At 58.7% G+C, this 19,889-nt stretch carries 20 protein-coding genes; 10 read left to right on the plus strand and 10 right to left on the minus strand.

Going from position 1 to position 19,889, the window contains the following annotated elements; all coding sequences use genetic code 11:
• The 5 genes from RSE16_12290 (at nt 1) to RSE16_12310 (ending at nt 5,544) form a co-directional block, all read left to right on the plus strand.
• On the plus strand, nt 1-1,638 hold the full coding sequence (locus RSE16_12290) for a type II and III secretion system protein family protein (GenBank protein ID WRH75480.1): 1,638 nt from the start codon (nt 1-3) through the stop codon (nt 1,636-1,638).
• A gap of 24 nt (nt 1,639-1,662) precedes the next feature.
• On the plus strand, nt 1,663-2,241 hold the full coding sequence (locus tag RSE16_12295; protein WRH75481.1) for a CpaD family pilus assembly protein: 579 nt from the start codon (nt 1,663-1,665) through the stop codon (nt 2,239-2,241).
• Nucleotides 2,241-3,497: a pilus assembly protein CpaE gene (locus RSE16_12300; protein WRH75482.1), complete on the plus strand. Its 1,257-nt coding sequence runs from the start codon at nt 2,241-2,243 to the stop codon at nt 3,495-3,497. Before RSE16_12295 ends, RSE16_12300 begins: the two co-directional genes overlap by 1 nt.
• A 66-nt stretch (nt 3,498-3,563) precedes the next feature.
• The gene (locus RSE16_12305; protein ID WRH75483.1) at nt 3,564-4,526 is read left to right on the plus strand and encodes a type II secretion system F family protein; all 963 of its coding nucleotides are present in this window, start codon (nt 3,564-3,566) and stop codon (nt 4,524-4,526) included.
• Between the two features lie 16 nt (nt 4,527-4,542).
• Nucleotides 4,543-5,544 carry a type II secretion system F family protein gene (locus RSE16_12310; GenBank protein ID WRH75484.1) on the plus strand — a complete coding sequence of 334 codons (1,002 nt, stop codon included), beginning with the start codon at nt 4,543-4,545 and terminating at the stop codon, nt 5,542-5,544.
• Nucleotides 5,545-5,596: 52 nt separating this feature from the next.
• Here RSE16_12310 and RSE16_12315 read toward each other — a convergent pair whose 3' ends face one another.
• A complete protein-coding gene (locus tag RSE16_12315; GenBank protein ID WRH75485.1) occupies nt 5,597-6,604 on the minus strand; it encodes a fumarylacetoacetate hydrolase family protein in 1,008 nt (335 codons plus the stop codon).
• 98 nt (nt 6,605-6,702) lie between these two features.
• Here RSE16_12315 and RSE16_12320 point away from each other — a divergent pair, with 98 nt between their 5' ends.
• Nucleotides 6,703-7,629, plus strand: a complete 927-nt coding sequence (locus RSE16_12320) for a C13 family peptidase (protein ID WRH75486.1) — start codon at nt 6,703-6,705, stop codon at nt 7,627-7,629.
• A 14-nt stretch (nt 7,630-7,643) separates the two neighbouring features.
• Here RSE16_12320 and RSE16_12325 read toward each other — a convergent pair whose 3' ends face one another.
• The 5 genes from RSE16_12325 to maiA all read right to left on the minus strand — a co-directional run bounded on the left by RSE16_12325 (nt 7,644) and on the right by maiA (nt 12,565).
• A complete protein-coding gene (locus tag RSE16_12325) occupies nt 7,644-8,198 on the minus strand; it encodes a VOC family protein (GenBank protein ID WRH75487.1) in 555 nt (184 codons plus the stop codon).
• The gene (hppD, locus tag RSE16_12330) at nt 8,195-9,289 is read right to left on the minus strand and encodes a 4-hydroxyphenylpyruvate dioxygenase (GenBank protein WRH75488.1); all 1,095 of its coding nucleotides are present in this window, start codon (nt 9,287-9,289) and stop codon (nt 8,195-8,197) included. The genes RSE16_12325 and hppD overlap by 4 nt, the downstream gene beginning before the upstream one ends.
• A gap of 73 nt (nt 9,290-9,362) precedes the next feature.
• Nucleotides 9,363-9,836: a MarR family winged helix-turn-helix transcriptional regulator gene (locus tag RSE16_12335; protein ID WRH75489.1), complete on the minus strand. Its 474-nt coding sequence runs from the start codon at nt 9,834-9,836 to the stop codon at nt 9,363-9,365.
• A gap of 9 nt (nt 9,837-9,845) precedes the next feature.
• On the minus strand, nt 9,846-11,930 hold the full coding sequence (locus RSE16_12340; GenBank protein ID WRH75490.1) for a TonB-dependent receptor: 2,085 nt from the start codon (nt 11,928-11,930) through the stop codon (nt 9,846-9,848).
• Nucleotides 11,931-11,932: 2 nt separating this feature from the next.
• Nucleotides 11,933-12,565, minus strand: a complete 633-nt coding sequence (gene maiA, locus RSE16_12345; GenBank protein ID WRH75491.1) for a maleylacetoacetate isomerase — start codon at nt 12,563-12,565, stop codon at nt 11,933-11,935.
• Between the two features lie 106 nt (nt 12,566-12,671).
• Between maiA and RSE16_12350 the strand changes: the two genes are divergently transcribed.
• Complete coding sequence (locus RSE16_12350) at nt 12,672-13,088, plus strand: DUF2147 domain-containing protein (protein WRH75492.1); 417 nt, start codon at nt 12,672-12,674, stop codon at nt 13,086-13,088.
• A 36-nt stretch (nt 13,089-13,124) separates the two neighbouring features.
• On the opposite strand, the gene RSE16_12355 is transcribed toward RSE16_12350, so the two are convergent.
• Nucleotides 13,125-13,979, minus strand: a complete 855-nt coding sequence (locus tag RSE16_12355) for an ABC transporter permease (GenBank protein ID WRH75493.1) — start codon at nt 13,977-13,979, stop codon at nt 13,125-13,127.
• Between the two features lie 91 nt (nt 13,980-14,070).
• Between RSE16_12355 and RSE16_12360 the strand changes: the two genes are divergently transcribed.
• The 3 genes from RSE16_12360 to RSE16_12370 all read left to right on the plus strand — a co-directional run bounded on the left by RSE16_12360 (nt 14,071) and on the right by RSE16_12370 (nt 18,162).
• On the plus strand, nt 14,071-14,727 hold the full coding sequence (locus tag RSE16_12360; GenBank protein WRH75494.1) for a GcrA family cell cycle regulator: 657 nt from the start codon (nt 14,071-14,073) through the stop codon (nt 14,725-14,727).
• A 96-nt stretch (nt 14,728-14,823) separates the two neighbouring features.
• The gene (parE, locus tag RSE16_12365) at nt 14,824-16,812 is read left to right on the plus strand and encodes a DNA topoisomerase IV subunit B (GenBank protein WRH75495.1); all 1,989 of its coding nucleotides are present in this window, start codon (nt 14,824-14,826) and stop codon (nt 16,810-16,812) included.
• 39 nt (nt 16,813-16,851) lie between these two features.
• Nucleotides 16,852-18,162: a serine hydrolase gene (locus RSE16_12370; protein WRH75496.1), complete on the plus strand. Its 1,311-nt coding sequence runs from the start codon at nt 16,852-16,854 to the stop codon at nt 18,160-18,162.
• Here the strand turns inward: RSE16_12370 and RSE16_12375 are convergent.
• The 3 genes from RSE16_12375 to apaG are packed head-to-tail and all read right to left on the minus strand — an operon-like array spanning nt 18,155 to nt 19,880.
• Nucleotides 18,155-18,694 carry a GNAT family N-acetyltransferase gene (locus tag RSE16_12375; GenBank protein ID WRH75497.1) on the minus strand — a complete coding sequence of 180 codons (540 nt, stop codon included), beginning with the start codon at nt 18,692-18,694 and terminating at the stop codon, nt 18,155-18,157. The two genes, RSE16_12370 and RSE16_12375, sit on opposite strands and share 8 nt — an antisense overlap.
• Nucleotides 18,691-19,482, minus strand: coding sequence for a LysR family transcriptional regulator (locus RSE16_12380; protein WRH75498.1), 792 nt, complete (start codon nt 19,480-19,482; stop codon nt 18,691-18,693). Before RSE16_12380 ends, RSE16_12375 begins: the two co-directional genes overlap by 4 nt.
• Nucleotides 19,479-19,880, minus strand: coding sequence for a Co2+/Mg2+ efflux protein ApaG (gene apaG / locus RSE16_12385; GenBank protein WRH77353.1), 402 nt, complete (start codon nt 19,878-19,880; stop codon nt 19,479-19,481). Before apaG ends, RSE16_12380 begins: the two co-directional genes overlap by 4 nt.
• Nucleotides 19,881-19,889: the final 9 nt, after the last annotated feature.

Below are 19,889 nucleotides of genomic sequence, written 5' to 3' on the forward strand. Positions count from 1 at the left end.
ATGACCCTTTCGAACCTTATCAAATCCGGTGTCGCAGCGATCGCAATCGCCGCAGCATTTGGCAGCCCGGCGCTCGCCGCACCCGCTGCCTCGGCAAAATCCGCCAGCAGCGCAAACAACGGCAAGGTCGTCGTCCTTTCGATCGGCCGAGGCGAGCAGATCAATTTGCCGGTGGGTGTCAGCGATGTTGTAGTTTCCAGCCCCAATATCGCCGATGTGGATGTGCGCAGCCCCAGGCAGCTTTACATCTTCGGCAAAAGCGCGGGTGAAACGACAGTCTACGCAACGGATGCTGCCGGACGCACCGTCTACACAGCCACCGTCCGTGTCGGCCAATATCTGAATTCGATCGACCAGATGCTGCAACTGGCAATGCCAGAGGCAGATATCACCGTCACGACCATGTCAGGCATCGTTCTTTTGACGGGCACGGTTGCCCAGCCGGAGGACATTGCCGAGGCTGAAAATCTCGTGCGGCTTCTGGTTGGCGACAGGCAGACCGATGGCGATCCCGTCCGCGTAGTCAGTCGTCTGAAAACCGCTGTCCCGCAGCAGGTCAACCTGCAGGTGCGCATCGCGGAAGTCAGCCGTTCGCTGGCCAAGGAAATCGCGTCCAACTTCACTTCGCGTGACAATGACGGCAATGGCCTGGTCTTTGGTATCGGACGCGGCCGGAATGTCGGCACGATTGGCGATATCAATACGTCAGGAATGCCGCGACTTGATGCGTCGTCGCTCTATGGGCTTCCTGCAGGGTCACTCTTCCTGCCGTTTAATCCGGCGAACGGCCAGTTCGTAACCGGCGGAACGCAATATACGTTCAGCAATCCGGCGGGCAGCAATGTCGTCAATCTGGCAGGAAAGCTGTTCGGTATCGATATCGCAGCTGCCTTTGACCTTGCAGAACGGGCCGGCCTTTCGTCGACACTCGCACAGCCGAACCTGACCACAATTTCGGGCGAAAGCGCGGAATTCCTGGCCGGCGGTCAGTTCCCGATCCCGGTTGCCGACAATTTCGGCTCGGTATCGGTCCAGTTCCGCGATTTCGGCGTCAGCCTGAAATATACGCCGACAGTTCAGGCAGACGGCCGCATCCTTCTGCGCGTTCGCCCTGAAGTATCCGACATCTCGTCGCAGGGCGCGGTTCGCATTGCCGGCACCGAAATTCCGGCGATCACTACCCGTATGGCTGAAACCACGGTCGAACTCGGCTCTGGCCAAAGCTTCATGATTGCTGGCCTGCTATCGAACAGCGCCAACACGTCGATCGACAAATATCCCGGTCTGGGTGACGTGCCGGTCCTTGGCGCGCTGTTCAAATCGAACGGCTGGCGGCGCAACGAAACCGAGCTGGTCATCGTTGTGACCCCCTATCTGGTAAAGCCGGTTTCGGAATCGGAAATCAAATTGCCGACCGATGGTTACAACACACCTGCGGACCTGGAGCGGATCCTGCTCAACAAGACCGCCAGCACTACCAACGGCAATCTGGAACGTCCGATGCCGACGGTTGCACCGGAGAATGTCAAGGGGCCGGAATTCGGCACAATGGGTGAAGCGGCTCCACCGGTCACCAAGAAACAAGCGCAGAACACCAAGGCAGGCGGCGAAGCCTCTGCCCCCGGTTTCAGCTTTTAACTGAGCGAAGAGAGGATCAAGGACATGCGTGGTAAGATCATTCTGACGGCATCGCTGGCTTTCACTCTCGCCGGTTGCGGCGCGGTCGGCGCGAATACGTCCATGTATTCGACCAACCAGCCCGTCGTGCAGCGAACCAATTATGCGATCGACGTCAATGTCGATGGCGGCGGTGTTTCTAATGCCGAGCGGGAGCGTATCGGCCAGTGGTTCGAAGCGATGAAGCTTGGCTTCGGAGACCGCATCGCGCTTGATTATGGTGATGGCTATGCCGACACATCGGTGAAGCAATCCGTGGCGGCCATCGCGGCTCAACACGGAATGCTGTTGAACGAGACCGCCCCTGTCACCAGCGGCAATGTAGCGCCTGGAACGGTTCGCATCGTCGTCACCCGTTCGACGGCAAGCGTGCCCAACTGCCCAAATTGGACGAAGACGACTGAGGCCAATTACAATTCAAGCAACCACCCCAATTATGGCTGTGCAACCAACAGCAATCTGGCGGCGATGGTGGCAGATCCCGAGGATCTGGTCAGAGGTCGCGAATCGACCCCTGAAAACAGCCGCGGCGGATCTCGGAAAAAAGCTGGAGGCACCAGATAATGAACGCACCATGGAAAAGCACGATTGCCGGAGCGCGTGACCCGTTCATGGGTTATGTGTGCGACGACCTGACGCTCGACGTTATCCGCACCGTATGCGACGAAATGGGCTGGCCACAGGAAAAAGCCTTTAAGGGTGGCCTGCGCAATGCAGTCCAGTCTCTGTCGATTTCGGCAAGCCCACAAATCCTGCTCGTTGATCTGTCAGAATCGGGGGATCCGATCGGTGACATTAACGGCCTAGCAGAAGTTTGCGAACCCGGCACCGTGGTCATCGCCATGGGCCAGGTAAACGATGTGCGCCTTTACCGCGACCTCATGATGTCGGGATTGCAGGACTATCTGCTAAAACCGATCAGCCCGGATTCGCTCCGTGATGCTATCGCGCATGCACAGATGATACTGAACGCGCCGAAGCATGACGGCGACTCCAAGGATCACCCCCACATGTCGATGGCGATCATCGGTACCCGTGGCGGCGTTGGGGCATCCACAATCGCCACATCTGTCGCTTGGCTGCTGTCACAACAGCAGGGTCAACTGACCGGTCTGCTTGACCTCGACGTCCATTTCGGAACGGGTGCATTGTCTCTCGATCTGGAACCGGGCCGTGGCCTGACAGACGCGATCGACAATCCCAGCCGCATCGATGGCCTATTTATCGAGCGCGCGATGATCAAGGCGAATGATAAGCTATCGATCCTCTCTGCAGAAGCGCCGATCAACAGCCCAATCCTAACGGATGGCACGGCATTCTTCCAGCTACAGGAAGAGTTTCGCGCAGCCTTTGAAAACACCGTAATCGATCTGCCACGTAGCATGCTGATCGCCTATCCTCATCTGTTGCAGGACGTGAACGTCGCTGTGGTCACGTGCGAACTGACCTTGGCTTCGGCCCGCGATGCGATCAGGTTGCTGGCTTGGCTCAAGTCAAACGCGCCACAATGCCAGACGCTGGTCGTTGCCAACAAGGTCCAGTCCGGCGGCGTCGAAATTTCGCGCAAGGATTTCGAAAGCTCGATCGAACGCAAGATTGATCTGATGATCCCCTATGACGCCAAGGCAACTGCCCAGGCAGCGAAGCTTGGCAAACCACTGGTTGAATCGGTCCGGTCAAGCAAGGTTTCGGCGGGCATAATCACGCTGGTCGATATGGTGAAAAACAGCACCGTACCGGAATCTGTCGATGACGATAGTGCAGCCAAGCCGAAGAAATCGGTGATGGCCGGTTTCAAATCGCTTCTGGCGAAAAAGTAACATGCAATCGGAGGGCCGCGTACCGCAATCGTCGGTGCACGGTCTCACCCTGTCGGGCGAACGCGAATGAGCAATATAGTTCTGATAGCAGGTGGATTATTGACGCTAGTCTTGCTGGCTATGGCCCTTGCCGGGCCGGCAACCGGCAAGGCAGCAAGTCGCCGTCTGGGGGCCGTCAAAATCCGTCATTCTGATAGCGTCGATGTTCGCCTTGAACAGCAGATGCGAAAGGCCGTCGCCGCCCGTCGTCCCATCAGCTTTACCTCTGGCCAAAAAATGTCGGCCAAAGACCGGCTGCAGCTTCGATTGCAGCAGACCGGCAAAAAGTGGACGATCAGTCAGTATATCTATGCCTCTGGCGGCATATTGGTGGTCGTTTTCGCCGTATTGGTATTGCGTGGCGCGCCCCTGTCCCTTGCTTTGGGAGCTGGATTTTTCCTCGCATTGGCGGTTCCACATTTCACGATCAGTTTCCTGATCAGCAAACGCATCAACGATTTCACGACCAAATTCCCGGAAGCGATCGAGCTTTTGGTACGCGGCCTGAAGTCAGGTCTGCCGGTTAGCGAAACCTTGATGGTCGTGTCCCGAGAAATTGCCGGCCCTGTCGGCGAAGAGTTCAAGATCGTCACCGAGAAAATCAAAATCGGCAAGACGATGGAAGACGCGCTTCAGGATACTGCTGATCGGTTGGGCACCCCAGAGTTCCAATTCTTTGTGATCACGCTTGCGATCCAGCGCGAAACAGGCGGGAATCTGGCAGAAACGCTGTCTAACCTTGCCGAAGTCCTTAGAAAACGTGCGCAGATGAAGCTGAAGATCCGTGCAATGTCTTCGGAATCCAAGGCGTCGGCCTATATTGTTGGCTCTCTGCCATTCGTCGTATTCGGCCTCGTCTGGTCGGTGAACCCCGGATATCTCTCCGGGTTTTTCTCCGAACCTCGGCTGATGATTGCCGGCCTGATCGGCCTTGTGTGGATGGGTATCGGCGTTGCCATCATGGCAAAAATGGTCAGTTTCGAGATTTAGGAGCGGAGGCAACAACATGAACAACCCGTCCGCCCCTGGGCCCGAATTGCTTGGCTTCGATGTATATTGGGTCGCCACCATATTGATGGCTGTCGCCAGCATCGCGGTGCTGATCGCGATCTACGCCGCAGTCACTGTGCGCGATCCGATGACGAAAAGGGTCAAGGCGCTCAACGAACGCCGCGAGCAGTTGAAGGCCGGCATTACGGCATCGACTGCGAAAAAGCGGGCGAAACTCATTCGCAATACCGAAACCACCGATCGCATGCGGCAAATGCTGTCGTCGCTAAAAGTGCTTCAGGAAGACCAGATCAAGGTGGCCCAGCAGAAGCTGGCGCAAGCGGGCATCCGCCGCAAGGATCTGGCCGTTGCCGTCATTTTCAGTCGGCTTGTCGGGCCGATCGTGCTGGGCGGCGGCGTGGCTCTATGGCTGTATGGCATGGGCGGTCTGGCGGACTGGACAACGATCAAGCGGTTCGGCGTGTTCGCGGCCGCCACCATTGGCGGCTATAAGGCGGCTGATATCTATCTCAACAACCTGATTCAGAAACGGACCGATGCGATCCGCAAAGGCCTGCCTGATGCACTCGACCTTTTGGTGATTTGCGCCGAGGCCGGCCTGACCGTCGATTCCGCTTTCAACCGTGTGGCGAAGGAACTCGGTCGGGGTTTTCCCGAACTGGGCGACGAATTCGCGCTGACAGCGATCGAATTGGGATTCCTGACAGAACGGCGCATGGCGTTCGAAAATCTCTCCTACCGCGTCAATCTCGACTCGGTGAAGGGCGTAGTGACGACCATGATCCAGACGGAAAAATATGGTACGCCGCTGGCATCGGCATTGCGCGTTCTTTCAGCGGAATTCCGCAATGAACGCATGATGCGCGCCGAGGAAAAGGCCGCGCGCCTGCCCGCAATCATGACGGTACCGCTGATCCTTTTCATTCTGCCGACGCTGTTCATCGTGATCCTGGGGCCTGCGGCCTGTTCGATCGGGGACGCATTCGCAAAGCGCTAAGCATCAACGATGGCAAAAGAAAAAGGCGGGGTTCAACCCCGCCTTTTTTCGTTCAAACAGCAACGACTTCTTGTTCGATTACGCCAAAAACCGGATGATGCCGATCATCCTCCATCCAGATGCGCACCGTATCACCTGATTTCAAGAAGGGCGTTTCGGGGTTGCCCCGCAAGATGGTTTCAACCGTCCGCACTTCAGCAAGGCAACTGTAGCCCAAGCCACCCTCACTGATCGGCTTGCCCGGGCCGCCATCGGCATCGCGATTGGAAACTGTTCCCGATCCGATGATTGTTCCTGCGCCCAAATTGCGTGTCTTGGCCGCATGTGCGATGAGCTGGCCGAAATCGAAGGTCATATCGATACCCGCATCGGCGCGGCCCAATGGTTTTCCATTCAAGTCGACACAAAGCGCGCCATGCAGCTTGCCGCCGCCCCAACGGCTGCCCAAGCTGTCGGGCGTCACGAATACCGGCGAAAAGGCGCTGGCAGGTTTAGACTGAAAGAATCCGAAACCCTTGGCCAACTCGTCCGGGATAAGCCCGCGAAGCGATACATCATTTGTCAGGCCGACCAGCCGGATCGCTTTTCGCGCTTCTTCTGCCGAAATTCCCATCGGCACGTCGCCGGTGACCACAACAACTTCCGCCTCCATATCGCAGCCCCATGCCGGGTCGCCGAGCGGAATGGGATCACGCGGGCCAAGAAAGCCGTCAGATCCCCCTTGATACATCAACGGGTCGTGCCAGAAACTGTCGGGCATTTCCGCACCCCGTGCCTGCCGGACCAATGCGACATGGTTCACATAGGCCGAACCATCGGCCCATTGATAGGCACGCGGCAAGGGCGAGGCAGCGTCGTGTTCATGAAAACGGTCGCGCGGAATCGCGGCATGCTCCAGATCGGTAGCGAGTGCTTCAAGTCGAGGCGCGATGCGATCCCAATCATCGAGCGCGGCCTGCAACGTGCCGCAAATATGCGCGGCATCGGCGTACCATGCCAGGTCGTTAGAGACGACAACAAGGCGGCCATCACGGCCGGATTTCAATGATGCTAATTTCATATGGCGTTCCTGCTGTAGAGCTTGATCATGGCTGGACATTGATCTTGCGGCAATCGCTGAATTCGTCCTAAACTGGTCCAAAGGGGAAATGACAGGCGATGAGGGTCAAGACAATCCTTGCGGCGATGGTGGGTGCGGCGGTTCTGGCTGGCCCATCGAGCAGTCAGAACGGCTTCGACAACCGATTGGCAGCGGACAATGGCTGGTCGATGGAGCAAAGCCGGAGCGCGGCTTGGCATTTTGCCCAGCACCGGCGGCTTTCGGGGGCGATCGCCGCATTGCAGCCGCAACGCCCCGGAATCGTCGATGCCTATGTTGTCTCTATCGGCCTCGATTCCGACCCGGTTTTCGGGCGTGAAGCCGGTGAAGCGCAGAAAGTTCTCGCCCGCCGTTATGGCGCGGTTGGCAGGTCCATATTCCTTGCAGCTGGTGCTGGCCCAGAAGCCATCGGCGCACCGCAGGGTTCGCCGCCCAATCTGGCAACCGCCCTCGCCGCCGTTGCCGCCAAGATGAACCCCAAGGAGGATGTACTCGTCCTTTTTGCTACAACCCATGGCGATCCGCGGCTCGGGCTGGTCTATCGTGATGGCAACAATGCGGTAGGTATGATCGCACCCAAGAAGCTCGCATCGCTTCTCGACGATCTGAAGATAGAACGACGGCTGATCATCTTGTCGGCCTGCTATTCCGGAGTGTTCGTGCCCGCATTGAGCAACGAGCAAAGCGTTGTCGTGACGGCGGCTTCTTGGCAGCGCACCTCCTTCGGCTGTGCGCCAGGCAATGACTGGACCTTTTTCGGAGACGCCTTCATCAACAACGCGCTTCGCAAACCCCAGCCGCTGGAAAAGGCCAATGACGAAGCCCGATCGCTGATCGCCCTTTGGGAGGCTGGCCGCGGCCTTGTTCCGTCTGATCCGCAGATATTCGTTGGCGCCAAGGCGCGGGCTTGGCTCGATCCACTTGAGGCACGCATGCCCAAGACGGAAACCCCCAAGGTCGGCCGGGCCGCCAACGAAACGAGCTGACGGCATAGCCAGCCTTATTCGGATGCCTCAACCGGCGGTTTGTGCAGCCAGTCTGCATGGCGCGGCGCTGTCTTGGTGCGGCTCCAGTCGTCCAGCATCGCAGGGGCAACCCGCTTCAGTTCGGCATATTGGTCTTCGGTACCAATGTCGCAGGCCAGTTCGAGCCGGTGGCCATTGGGATCGAAGAAGTAGATCGACCGGAAAATGCCGTGCCATGTCGGACCCAGCACCTCGACACCCTGCGCCTCGATATGTGCCTTGGCGGCTTTCAATGTTTCGAAATCGCCGACCTTGAACGCCAGATGCTGCACCCATTTGGGCGTCTGTTCATCGCGGCCCATTTCCGGTTGGTTGGGCAGTTCGAAAAAAGCGAGCACATTGCCACCGCCGCAGTCGAGGAAGATGTGCATATAAGGATCATATTCGCCGGTCGACGGCACATGATCCTCGGCAAAGGCATTGGTATAAGTAAAACCCAATACCCGCTCATACCATTCCACCGTCTCCTTCGCGTCCTTGCAACGATAGGCGACGTGGTGGATGCGATCTGTCTTGAATGGCACGGTCATTCTGCAACCTCCAATACGCCACGTTCGATCTGGTCGCGTTCAATGCTTTCGAAGAGCGCCTTGAAATTTCCTTCGCCAAAGCCTTCGTCGCCGCGGCGCTGGATAAACTCGAAAAACACCGGTCCTATTTGCGGCTGCGCAAAGATCTGCAAAAGGAGGCGCGGCGCCCCACCTTCAATGGTGCCATCAATCAGTATGCCCCGCATCTTCAGTTGATCGACAGGTTCGCCATGACCGGGAAGCCGATCTTCCAGCATGGCATAATAGGTGTCGGGCGGTGGGGTCATGAAGGTGACACCCAGTTTCTGCAGATTGTTCCAGCAGGCAATAAGATCATCGCAGATCAGCGCGATATGCTGGATACCTTCGCCATTATAGGCGCGCAGATATTCCTCAATCTGACCACCACCTGCCTTGCCTTCCTCGTTCAGGGGGATGCGGATTTTGCCATCTGGCGCGGTCATTGCCTTTGACGTCAGGCCGGTATATTCGCCCTTAATGTCGAAATAGCGGATTTCGCGGAAGTTGAAGATCCGCTCATACCAAGCCGCCCAATGCGCCATCCGGCCGCCATAGACATTGTGGGTCAGGTGATCGATCGACTTGAAACCGGCACCCACCGGAAAATGCTCAACGCCGGGCAGGAACACGAAATCAATATCATATATCGACAGCGCGTCAGGATTTTCGAGCGTGGCATATCGATCCACAAGATAGATGAACGCGCCGCCAATTCCTTTGATTGCGGGTATGCGCAATTCCATGACGCCGGTGCGGCTTTCGACAGGTTCGGCGCCGCGCTCAATTGCCTTCTTATAAGCCTTGGCGGCGTCCTTGACGCGAAACGCCATGCCGCAGGCCGAAGGGCCATGTTCGGCGGCGAAGTAGGCGGCGGGGCTGCGCGGTTCATAATTGGCGATCAGGTTGATTTCACCCTGCCGCCAGAGATGCACATCCTTTGACCGGTGCCGGGCAACACGGGTGAATCCCATGCTTTCAAAGACCGGTTCGAGAAGGCCTTTTTCAGATGCAGTAAATTCGACAAATTCGAAGCCATCAAGGCCGAGGGGATTATCGAAAAGATCGGGCATGGAAAATCATCCAGAAGAAGCAGAGCTATGTTCGCTTCCCCGATCGCCCAATTTGGTATCAATTGCAACTAGTTTATGCGCTGCCGGCTGGATCCGCACCCTGCTCCATCTCGTCCACCCGCGCACGCAATTTCGCCAGGATCGAGACAAGCTGCTCCGCCTCGCCCCGATCCAATATGCCCTCAATCCCGGCCTCCACCGAAAGCGCGAGGGGGACGATCTGCCCATAAAGTTCCTGCCCCACCGGCGTCAGCGCCAGATGGTGCGAGCGGCCATCGGTTTCATTGGGCGCACGCCCGATCAACCCGCGATCGACAAGCGCCTTGGACGCGCGATTGACCGTCACCTTGTCCATCTGCGTCGCGGCGACCAGTTCGCGCTGCGTTGCACTGGCGCGTTCACCCAGCACTGCCATCACCCGCCATTCGGGAATTTTCAGGCCGAAACGCCCACGATAGCTGCGCGCGATAAATTCGCTCACCGCATTCGACGTTGTCGACAATTGATAGGGCAGAAATTCGCCGAGGATGAGTTTGGAACGGGCCATGGTTCGACGCTAGTCAAAATTCCAGCTTAGGCCAAGCCAAAGGGTGCGCGGATTGGCCCGTTCAATAATGCCGCTGCCCGAAATCGCTGCCTCCACCCGCGCATCGAACAGATTTTCGCCGCGCAGTTGCAGGCGCACATCACGCCCCACATCGAAACCCAGATCGAAATCCATCGTCACCGCATCGGCCAGCACGCGTATATTGGCATCATCTTCAAACTGGCTGCCAATATAGCGCAAGGTCGTCGCAACCGAGACCGGATCAGCATCATAGGCCAAGGTCGCATGGCCGAAATGCTGTGGCACCTGTGCCGGGCGCAAACCGTTTAGCGGGGCCGAAGCGCCAGTCCCACGCACTTCGGCATCAACATAGGCATAGCCCAACCTTGCATTCATCCCGGCGCCCAGATCGAAACGCACGTCTGCCTCTATCCCCTTGGATAGGATAGCGTCGAGATTGCGTCGCTGCCGATAGGTGCCGCCCGCAGCAACAAAACCTACGCCTGCAAAATTGCCGGGCCCCTGCCCCAGCGTGACATTGGCAATCGCATCGGAAAGCCGGTTGCGGAAAATCGTGATCCCAAGGTCAAGACCGCCGGTTTCAAATTCGATTCCGGCATCAACGCCTTCGACGCTTTCCGGTCGCAGCAATTCATTGGCCGCAGTGGCATCGGCACCCACGCGGAACGGCCGGTAAAGTTCATTCAGCGTCGGCAATCGCCATGCGCGATATGCGGCCCCGCGCAACGTGAAAATGTCATCAATATTCCAACCAAAACCGGCACGCCCGGTCCATTCGGTACCGCTGCGATCGGCGAAGCGATCATCCGAACGCACCGTGCCTCCGATATTCACCTCTCGCCGGAAACCATCCTGGATGGCCCAGCTATCCAGCCGCCCGCCCGCCGTCAGCGTCAGTTCATTGATTGGTTGGTAGCTCAACTCCGCAAAGCCGCCATAAATGTCGGTCTGTCCGCCCGCAGTGCGAAAACGCGTCGGCGCGCCTGCGACATAGGTGAAAAATTCGCGGGTCTCACCACTGGTGCGTCGCCATTCGCCGCCGAGCCGCAATTCCGCACTGTCACCAACCGGCGGGCGGATCTCAAAACGTGTACCAAGACCGGTAGATGGCGTCGCAAACTGGTCGAGCGTGGGGGTCACGCTATTGCGATCTGCGGCGACCGCGCCAAATTCCGACGCAAATTCACGCAACTGGAGATAGCCGGTCGCCGCCCATTGCCAATCACTGTCGCGGTCAACAAGCCGCACACTGGCATCCACCCCGCCATTGCTGTTGTCGCTGAAATCGACACCGCGATCACGCCTATCGGTGAAGGCACGCAGATTGGCCTGCAAGTCGGTCGATGCGGAAATTGGAGCAACAGCCCGCAGCGCAACGCCCGCCTGTTCATAAGCGGCACGCCGGTCGGCGCTTCCGCGCTGTCCAGCCAGGATCGGGATGAAGCCATCGCCACGCATATAGCTGCCGCCGAAGGAGAAGGAGCCAGCGCCGATCCGGGTTGCCAGCCGCGCCTTGGCGTCAATTGCGTTGCGGCTGCCATAGGCAAGGCCAAGACTAGCTTCTTCGCGGTTCTGCGCGCTATCAAGTTCGACCACGCCGGACACGGCGCCCGGCCCTGCCGCCACCTGTCCGCCGCCCTTGCGCACGCGGATGCTGGCAAGGTTGAGCGCATCATAACCGGGCCAACTGACCCAGCCGCCAAAGGGATCGGCCTGCGGCACATCGTCAAGGAACAACAGGGCGCGCGAAGAGGCGTTTCCGCCAAGACCGCGCATTGTGATGCCCTGACTGGTCGGGTTGGCCGTGCGCGCATCGGAACGGCGGAATTGTTGCAATCCCGGAACATTGAGCAGGCTGGCCTCTATCCGGCCAGAATCGACATTGACCGTGGCTATCGTCTCGGTCCGTTCGGATACCGAACCATCAAGATTGCCGATCACGTTAATCCGGCAATGCAGCCAGATTTCATCTTCTGGATGCGGCGGGCATTCCACCTCTTCGGCCTTGTTGGCCTGGGCATAAGCCGGCGTCGCTGCTGCCAGCAATGGCAGGATTGCAAGATGAGAACGCATTTTCATGCCGGCTTCACCGCATCCGGTGCGGCCTTGGCAAAGGCCGGGAGCGCCTGCAACGCCGCATCGATGCGCACCAGCTTGGGAAATGCGTCCAGCGGGGTATCAAATCGGCGGGCATTGGCCATTTGCGGGACAAGGCAGACATCGGCCAGGTTCGGCAAATCGCCCCCGAAAAGCCCCTGCTCTGGGGCCATCGCCTCCAGCGCGGCAAAGCCTTCGACGATCCAGTGGCGATACCATTTGGCGACCGCTGCATCGCCTGCACCAAATTCGCTTTTCAGATATCCCAATATGCGCAGATTGTTCACGGGGTGAATGTCCGCTGCAATGACCAGCGCCTGCGCCAGCGTTTTCGCGCGCGTTGCAGGATCCGAGGAAACCATCGGCGGATCGGGATAGTTGGCATCCAGATAATCTATAATCGCAAGACTCTGCGTCAAATCATGGCCATCAATGCTGAGCATGGGCACAAAGCCTTGCGGATTGCGTGCGACATAATCGGCCGCCTTGTGTGAAGCGGCGAGTAGGTCGGTCGGGACCGCCTGATAATCCACGCCTTTCAAGTTTAGGGCAATGCGAACACGGTAACTGGCGGAAGAACGCCAATAATCGAACAGGAGCGTCTCGGTCATGCGATGCGGCCTAGCATGGCTTCTGCAACTGGCAAGTGGCTTGCGGCAAAAGCATTGCTTCCCGCAATCGATGCGTTAAAATTCGGCCTAAGGAGACACTGATCCCATGCGTAAATACATGCTTTCGGCGCTATTCTTGGCGGCTGTTTCAACGGCGGCGCAAGCAGGCGCGCCAATTACCGGTCGATGGATTACGCAAACCAAGGATGGCGTGGTTGAAGTTTATGCCTGCGGCGAATCCATTTGCGGCAAGCTCGCCAAATTTCTGACCCCGCCACCGGGCGGCAATGCGCAGAAAGATGTCAATAATTCCAATCCCGCGCTGCGCAGTCGCCCGCTGCTGGGCATCAACCTGCTGTCGGGTTTCAAATCGGATGGAAAGGAATGGAAGGGCCAGATTTACGACCCCCGTTCTGGCAGAACCTACCGTTCGGTCGTGTATAAAGGCAAATCAGGCAATCTGGTCGTCAAGGGCTGTGTTGGCCCTATCTGTCAGGCGCAGACCTGGACGCCTGAACCCTGATCTGAACGGGCCCGCCCCGCCTTCGAGAGGAGCCACTCAGTTACGCAGCTTCCACCCGGAGCGCAGCAGCGCATAACAGGTGACGCCCAGCACTATATTGATCCCGAGCAGCAAAAACGCGCCGAACAGGATCGGGCTGTCGGCACTGTCAATAAAGCCATAGCGGAAGCCCGAAATGGCGTAGAAGAAGGGATTGGCGTGGCTGATCGCCTGAAAGGTAGGCGACAATTTATCGACCGAGTAAAAGGTGCCCGACAGCAAGGCGGCGGGCGCGACAACGAAATTGGTGATCGCCGCCGCATGATCGAATTTTTCCGCCCAGATTGATGTCATCACGCCGATCAGCGCCAGCAACATCGCCCCCATCAGCCCGAACCACAATACCGCCCAGAAATGCACCGGCGTCACATTGACGCCCGGCCATAACGCCATGGCGAGCCAGACGGTACAGCCCACCATCGCTGCGCGCGTAACCGCCGCACCCACCATTGCGACCAGCAATTCCAGATTGGACAAGGGTGGCATCAGATAATCGACGATCGTCCCCTGGATCTTGCCGACCAGCAGCGAGAAGCTGCTATTGGCAAAGCTGTTCTGCATCATCCCCATGATGATCAGGCCCGGTGCAATGAAATCGGCAAAGGGCACGCCCAGCACTGACGGTTTGATGCCCCCCAGCGCGACGGTGAAGATGATAAGATAAAGCAAAGTGGTGATTGCAGGCGCCCAGACGGTCTGCGTCTGTACCTTCATGAAGCGGCGCACTTCCTTAAGATAGAGCGTCTTCAAGCCGACCCAATTGACGTTGCGGATCAAGCGCTCACCTTGAATAGGAAGCGCATCATCACCAGATTCGGCAGGGCGGGTGGAATTATTCTGGATAGTCATCATATTTTGGACTATCGGCTTGCCCCTTGCGCGGCAAGGCGCTTTTATCATCTGCACCCCTTTAGCGCCGCTAAAATGAAAGTTGGAGTTTTCGATGTCCTGGACCGACGAACGGATCGATCGCCTTAAATCCATGTGGGAAAAGGGCCTGACTGCCAGCCAGATTGCCGATGAACTTGGCGGAGTGAGCCGCAACGCGGTGATCGGCAAGGCGCACCGCCTTGGCCTGAAATCGCGCCCATCGCCCGTGAAGGCGAATGAGACAGACGCGAAACCTGCACCTGCCGCAGCCAAGGCGAAGCCGAAAGCTGCCGAAAAGGTCGCTCCGCGCGCTGCCGCGCCTGCGCAACCGGAGCGTGCACCGGCAGCCGCTGCGCCGGCCGCACCTGTCGCCCCGCGTCCGCAATCGGACATGCCGAAAATCGTTTCGATCGGCCCCGGCGGCTTCATGCGTCAGGGCCCCGGCGACCAGCAGGCTCCCATCCCGCCTGCCCCGCCGCGCCGTCTGGTGCCCGCCAAGCCGAGCCCGGAAATCGCCGACAAGACCAGCCTGCTCGATCTTTCGGACAAGGTATGCCGTTGGCCGATGGGCCATCCGGGCGAGCCCGACTTTCATTTCTGCGGCGTCGCGGTCAATCCCGGCTTTCCTTATTGTGTCGAGCATTGCGGCCGTGCCTATCAGGCGCAATTGCCGCGCGGCGTGCGCCGGCCACCGCCGCCCATGCCCTTCGGCACCCCGCGCGTCCGCTAAACCCGCACGGCACTGGCAACGACAAAGCCAGTGTTTTCCACAAGCCATTTCGCCGCTCTCTTGCGCCGCTGACTCCGCAGCGCCTATAGCGGCGACATGAGTGATGACCTGTTCGGCGGCGCAGTGCCTGCCGGTTCTGAACCAAGCGGCTATGATGCCTCGGCAATTGAGGTTCTGGAGGGGCTTGAGCCTGTCCGGCGGCGGCCCGGCATGTATATCGGCGGCACCGATGAACGGGCGCTGCACCATCTTGCTGCCGAGGTTCTCGACAATTCGATGGATGAAGCGGTTGCAGGCCATGCCACGCGCATCGAAATCACGCTGGGTACCGGCAACAGGCTGACGATCACCGATAATGGCCGCGGCATCCCGGTTGATCCGCACCCCAAATTTCCCGGCAAATCCGCCCTCGAAGTGATCATGACCACGCTCCATTCGGGCGGCAAGTTCGAGGGTAAGGCCTATGCCACCTCCGGCGGTTTGCACGGCGTCGGCGTTTCGGTGGTCAACGCCCTCTCAACCGACACGGTGGTCGAGGTCGCCCGCAACAAGCAGCTTTACCGCCAATGCTTCGCGCGCGGCGCGGCGCTGGGCGGGCTGGAGGAAATGGGCCCCACCCCCAACCGGCGCGGCACAAGCATCGCCTTCACCCCCGATCCCGAAATCTTTGGCGAGGACGCCAAGTTCAAGCCGGCGCGGCTGTTCAAGCTGGCGCGATCAAAGGCCTATCTTTTTGCCGGTGTCGAAATCCGCTGGAAATGCGACCCATCGCTCGCCAGCGAAGATGTGCCGCAAGAAGCGGTATTCCAGTTCCCAGGCGGGCTTGCGGACCATCTGAAGGAGCAATTGGGCAGTCGCAATTGCGTCACCACCGATTTCTTCCACGGCAATCAGACATTCCCCGACGAGCAAGGTCGCGTCGAATGGGCCGTCGCATGGCCGCTTTATTCGGACGGCAGCTATAGCTGGTATTGCAACACCATCCCCACCCCCGATGGCGGCACGCATGAAGCCGGCGTCCGCGCCGCGCTGACCAAGGGGCTGCGGGCCTTTGGCGAGCTGGTAGGCAACAAAAAAGCAGCCCAGATCACCGCCGACGATATCTTCAACGAAGCCGAACTGATGCTGTCGGTATTCATCCGCAACCCGCAATTTCAGAGCCAGACCAAGGACCGGCTAACGTCACCCGAAGCAGCGCGGCTGGTCGAAAACGCGGTGCGCGACCATTTTGACCATTTCCTTGCCGACAATATGGAACGCGGCAAGGCGATGCTCGGCTTCATCCTTGAAAAGGTCGATGACAGGCTGCGCAGGAAAGCCGAGCGTGAGGTCAAGCGCAAGACCGCGACTAGCGGCAAGAAGGTCCGCCTGCCCGGCAAGCTCACTGACTGCTCGTCCGACGATCCGGCCGGCACCGAATTGTTCATCGTCGAAGGCGACAGCGCCGGCGGCAGCGCGAAACAGGCGCGTGACCGCAAAACGCAGGCGATATTGCCCATTCGCGGCAAGATATTGAACGTGGCATCGGCCACCGCCGACAAGATCCGCGCCAATCAGGAAATTGCCGATCTGACGCTGGCCTTGGGCTGCGGCGTGCGCAAAGATTGCGACCCGGACAATCTGCGGTACGACCGGATCATCATCATGACCGACGCAGATGTCGACGGCGCGCATATCGCGACGCTTTTGATGACCTTTTTCTTTCAGGAAATGGCCCCCATTGTGGAGCGCGGCCATCTCTATCTTGCACGTCCGCCGCTCTATCGCCTCACAGCTGGCAGCCAAAGCGCCTATGCGCAGGATGATGCGCACCGTGCCGAACTGGAAGCCACGCAGTTCAAGGGCAAGAAGGTCGAGGTTGGCCGTTTCAAAGGTCTGGGCGAGATGAACCCCGGCCAGTTGCGCGAAACGACCATGGACCCGAAAAGCCGTTCATTGATCCGCATCACCCTGCCGCATGAGTATCAGCGGCAAATGGCGGTGAAGGAACGCGTCGAGCAACTGATGGGTAAAAGCCCCGAAGCGCGATTCCGCTTCATTCAGGAACATGCGACAACGCTTGACGAAGCAGCCATTGATGCCTGATTAAGCGGGCAGACAGGGGCAACGTCTAAGGAGATCGCGATGCGCAATTTCTGTTTGTTTGCCGCCCTTGCCGCCATGGCCCCATTGTCGCTGGCCCAACCTGTTGCCGCGCGAGAACCGGCAAAAGATGCCGCAAAGCCCGCCCCAACGATTGATCGACGCATTGGTCAGTTGGTGCCGCTGATCAAAGGTGAAATCACGCCGGAAAGCTTTTTCTCGCCCACATTTCTTGCCGCCGTGCCATCCGCACAGTTCAAGGCGATCAGCGCAAGCATCACCGCCCAATATGGGCAACCGACCCGGATTGTCTCGGCCACGCCCGCCCGATCCAATGGTGCAACCGTCAAACTGGCCTTTGAAAAGGCAGTCGCGACCGTCGAAGTCGATGTCGAACCGGGTGCAGTGGGCAAAGTAATCGGCCTGTTGATATCGGGCTTTGAAGTCACCGGCGACAGCGTGGAAGCGATCAGCGCAGAGTTTGCCGCGCTACCGGGCGGCAGCGGCTTCCTGCTTGCCGCGTTGAACGACGACGGACGAATCAGCCCGATTGCCAGCCGCAATTCCGATCAACAGTTCGCCATAGGTTCGACCTTCAAGCTCTATATCCTGGCCCAATTGGCGAGCGAGGTGCGTGCCGGAAAGCGCCAGTGGAACGATGTCGTGCCGCTGACGCATCACAGTTTTTCCTCCACGGCAACGCAGGGCTGGCCCAAGGACAGCCCGGTCACGCTGCACACGCTGGCCGGATGGATGATTTCGGTCAGCGACAATGGCGCAACCGATACGCTGCTGTCGCTTTTGGGGCGCGAGGCCGTCGAACAGAAACTGGCGAGCATCGGCCATAGTGCACCCGACAAGACCCTGCCCTTCCTGTCGACGGTGGAAGCCTTTGCATTGAAAGCAGACGCGCCGCTGCGCACCCGTTTTCTCGCCGCTAGTGAAGCGCAGCAACGTGTGCTTCTGGACAAGGAGGCAGCGCATCTCACGCTGGAAAATGCAACCGGCGGCAGTATCGGCGGCGCACCTGCATCGATCGATACAATCGAATGGTTCGCCTCAGCGCAGGACATTGGCAATCTGATGCGGCACATTCGCATGCAGCGCGATGACCGGATGATGGCTATTCTTTCGATCAACGACGGGCTGGGCGCGGCCGCCGCAAAGAAATGGCGTTATGTCGGTTATAAGGGCGGGTCGGAACCGGGGGTGATCTCGATGAGCTATCTTCTGCAATCGCCCGCGGGCAAATGGTATATCGCCAGCGGCAGTTGGAACGACACCCAGCAAGAGATCGACAAAGCCCGTTTCGCGGCGTTGATGGAAAGACTCGTCGGGGTCGCTCTCAACTGAGCTTGCGCACCGCCCATTCGTTCCGCAACAATCCAAAGATCAGGCTGTCGCGTATGCCGATATGGGTTTCCCATTCCTCGCGCAAATACCCTTCGCGCTGGAAGCCAAGTTTGCTCAGCAGACCGACCGACGCAGCATTTTCGGGGTCGGTGTCAGCCATGACGCGCCGTGCGCCAAGCTGTTCAAAGGCGTAATCCAGCGCACAGCAAATGGCTTCATGGGCATAGCCATTGCGCCAATGCGTCCGGCCGAGAATATAGCCGAGTTCAAGATTGTTGCTGCGATGCGGCAGCAAGATCACCCAGCCAAGCGCGGCGGTGCCATCAACCGTAATGGCCCAGCAGACATGATCGGCGCTGCTATCGGCATTCCAGCCGATATAATCGCGGCTTTCATCAACGTCACTATGCGGTCCGCTCGACCAGTAACGCATGACCTCGCCGTCTGACAGAACATCAAATAATGCCGGTGCATCTTCAAGTGTCAGTTGGCGCAAGACCAATCGGTCTGTGCGCAGGGTCGGCGCAATCATGCGGTCAATGCTTCGACCAGCGCCTTGACCTTCTTTTGCCGCCATTGCGGCAATGGCGCGACCAGCCAATAGGCAAGCGGATGTTCGCGGCTGTTGTCCAGCGCGCGTACGCGCGCCGAATCGAGATCACCGGCAACCAACAGAAAGGGCACAACCGCCTCACCCAGACCGATCGCGGCGGCATCAATGGCAAGCCCGGCATCGCCCAACCGAAGCCCGGCCTCGCCTTCGGCCATGGGGCAGCCCGGCCAGCTGATCCGCGTGGTGGCGCCGCCGTCTGGAGCGCCAACACGAACAAAGGCGCCATCGCCCAGCTTTACGCCTTCATGTTCGCCGGGGCCTTCCGCAAGGCGGATCGCAAGATCGAGATTGGCTTCGGTAAAATCGACATCATCATCGGCTGATACCAGCGTAAACTGTACGTCCGGATTGGCGGCACCAAAACGGGCGAGCCGGGGCGTCAACCATTTGGCGGTGAAATCACGCGGAGCAGCAATGGTCAGATAGTTGGAGCTTTGCCCCGATTGCATCGCACGCACTGATTCTTCAAACTGCAGGAAACCGGCGCGCAGAGCATCGAGGCCCTTGTCCGCTTCAGGCGTCAGTTCCAATCCCTTGGGCGTACGGCGGAACAGCACGACGCCCAGCATATCTTCCAGTGCGCGAATCTGCTGGCCGACCGCCGCAGGTGTAACGGCAAGCTCGTCTGCCGCCTTGGTAAAGCTGAGATGGCGGGCCGCCGCGTCAAATACGCGCAGGCCATTCAAGGGAAGATGCGTACGCTTCATCTTGCCGTTGCCGGAGCCACCAGTTCAAAGAGCGGGATATTGACGAGGAAGGTTTCGCCGCCATCACGCAGAAAGCGGTAATGACCTTCCATGGTGCCGCTGGGCGTAGTCAGCGGGCAACCCGATACATAATCATGGCTGCCGCCGGGGCGCAGCAAGGGCTGTTCGCCGACAACGCCATCACCATCCAGATGGCTGATCTTTCCGGTGCCATCGGTGATTTTCCAGTGCCGGGTCAGTAGTTTGACGGCATCGTCGCGGTGGTTTTCGATACGGATATGATAAGACCAGAACCAGCGTTTCTGCGCCGGAACCGACTGATCATCCAGAAAATCGGTAATCACCCGCACGGTAACGCCGTTTGTGGTTGCAGATTCTTTGAAAAAGGAATCGAGTATCACGGCGCT

The organism is Sphingobium sp. (assembly GCA_035196065.1).
In the GTDB taxonomy this organism is placed as follows: Bacteria; Pseudomonadota; Alphaproteobacteria; order Sphingomonadales; family Sphingomonadaceae; genus Sphingorhabdus_B; species Sphingorhabdus_B rara.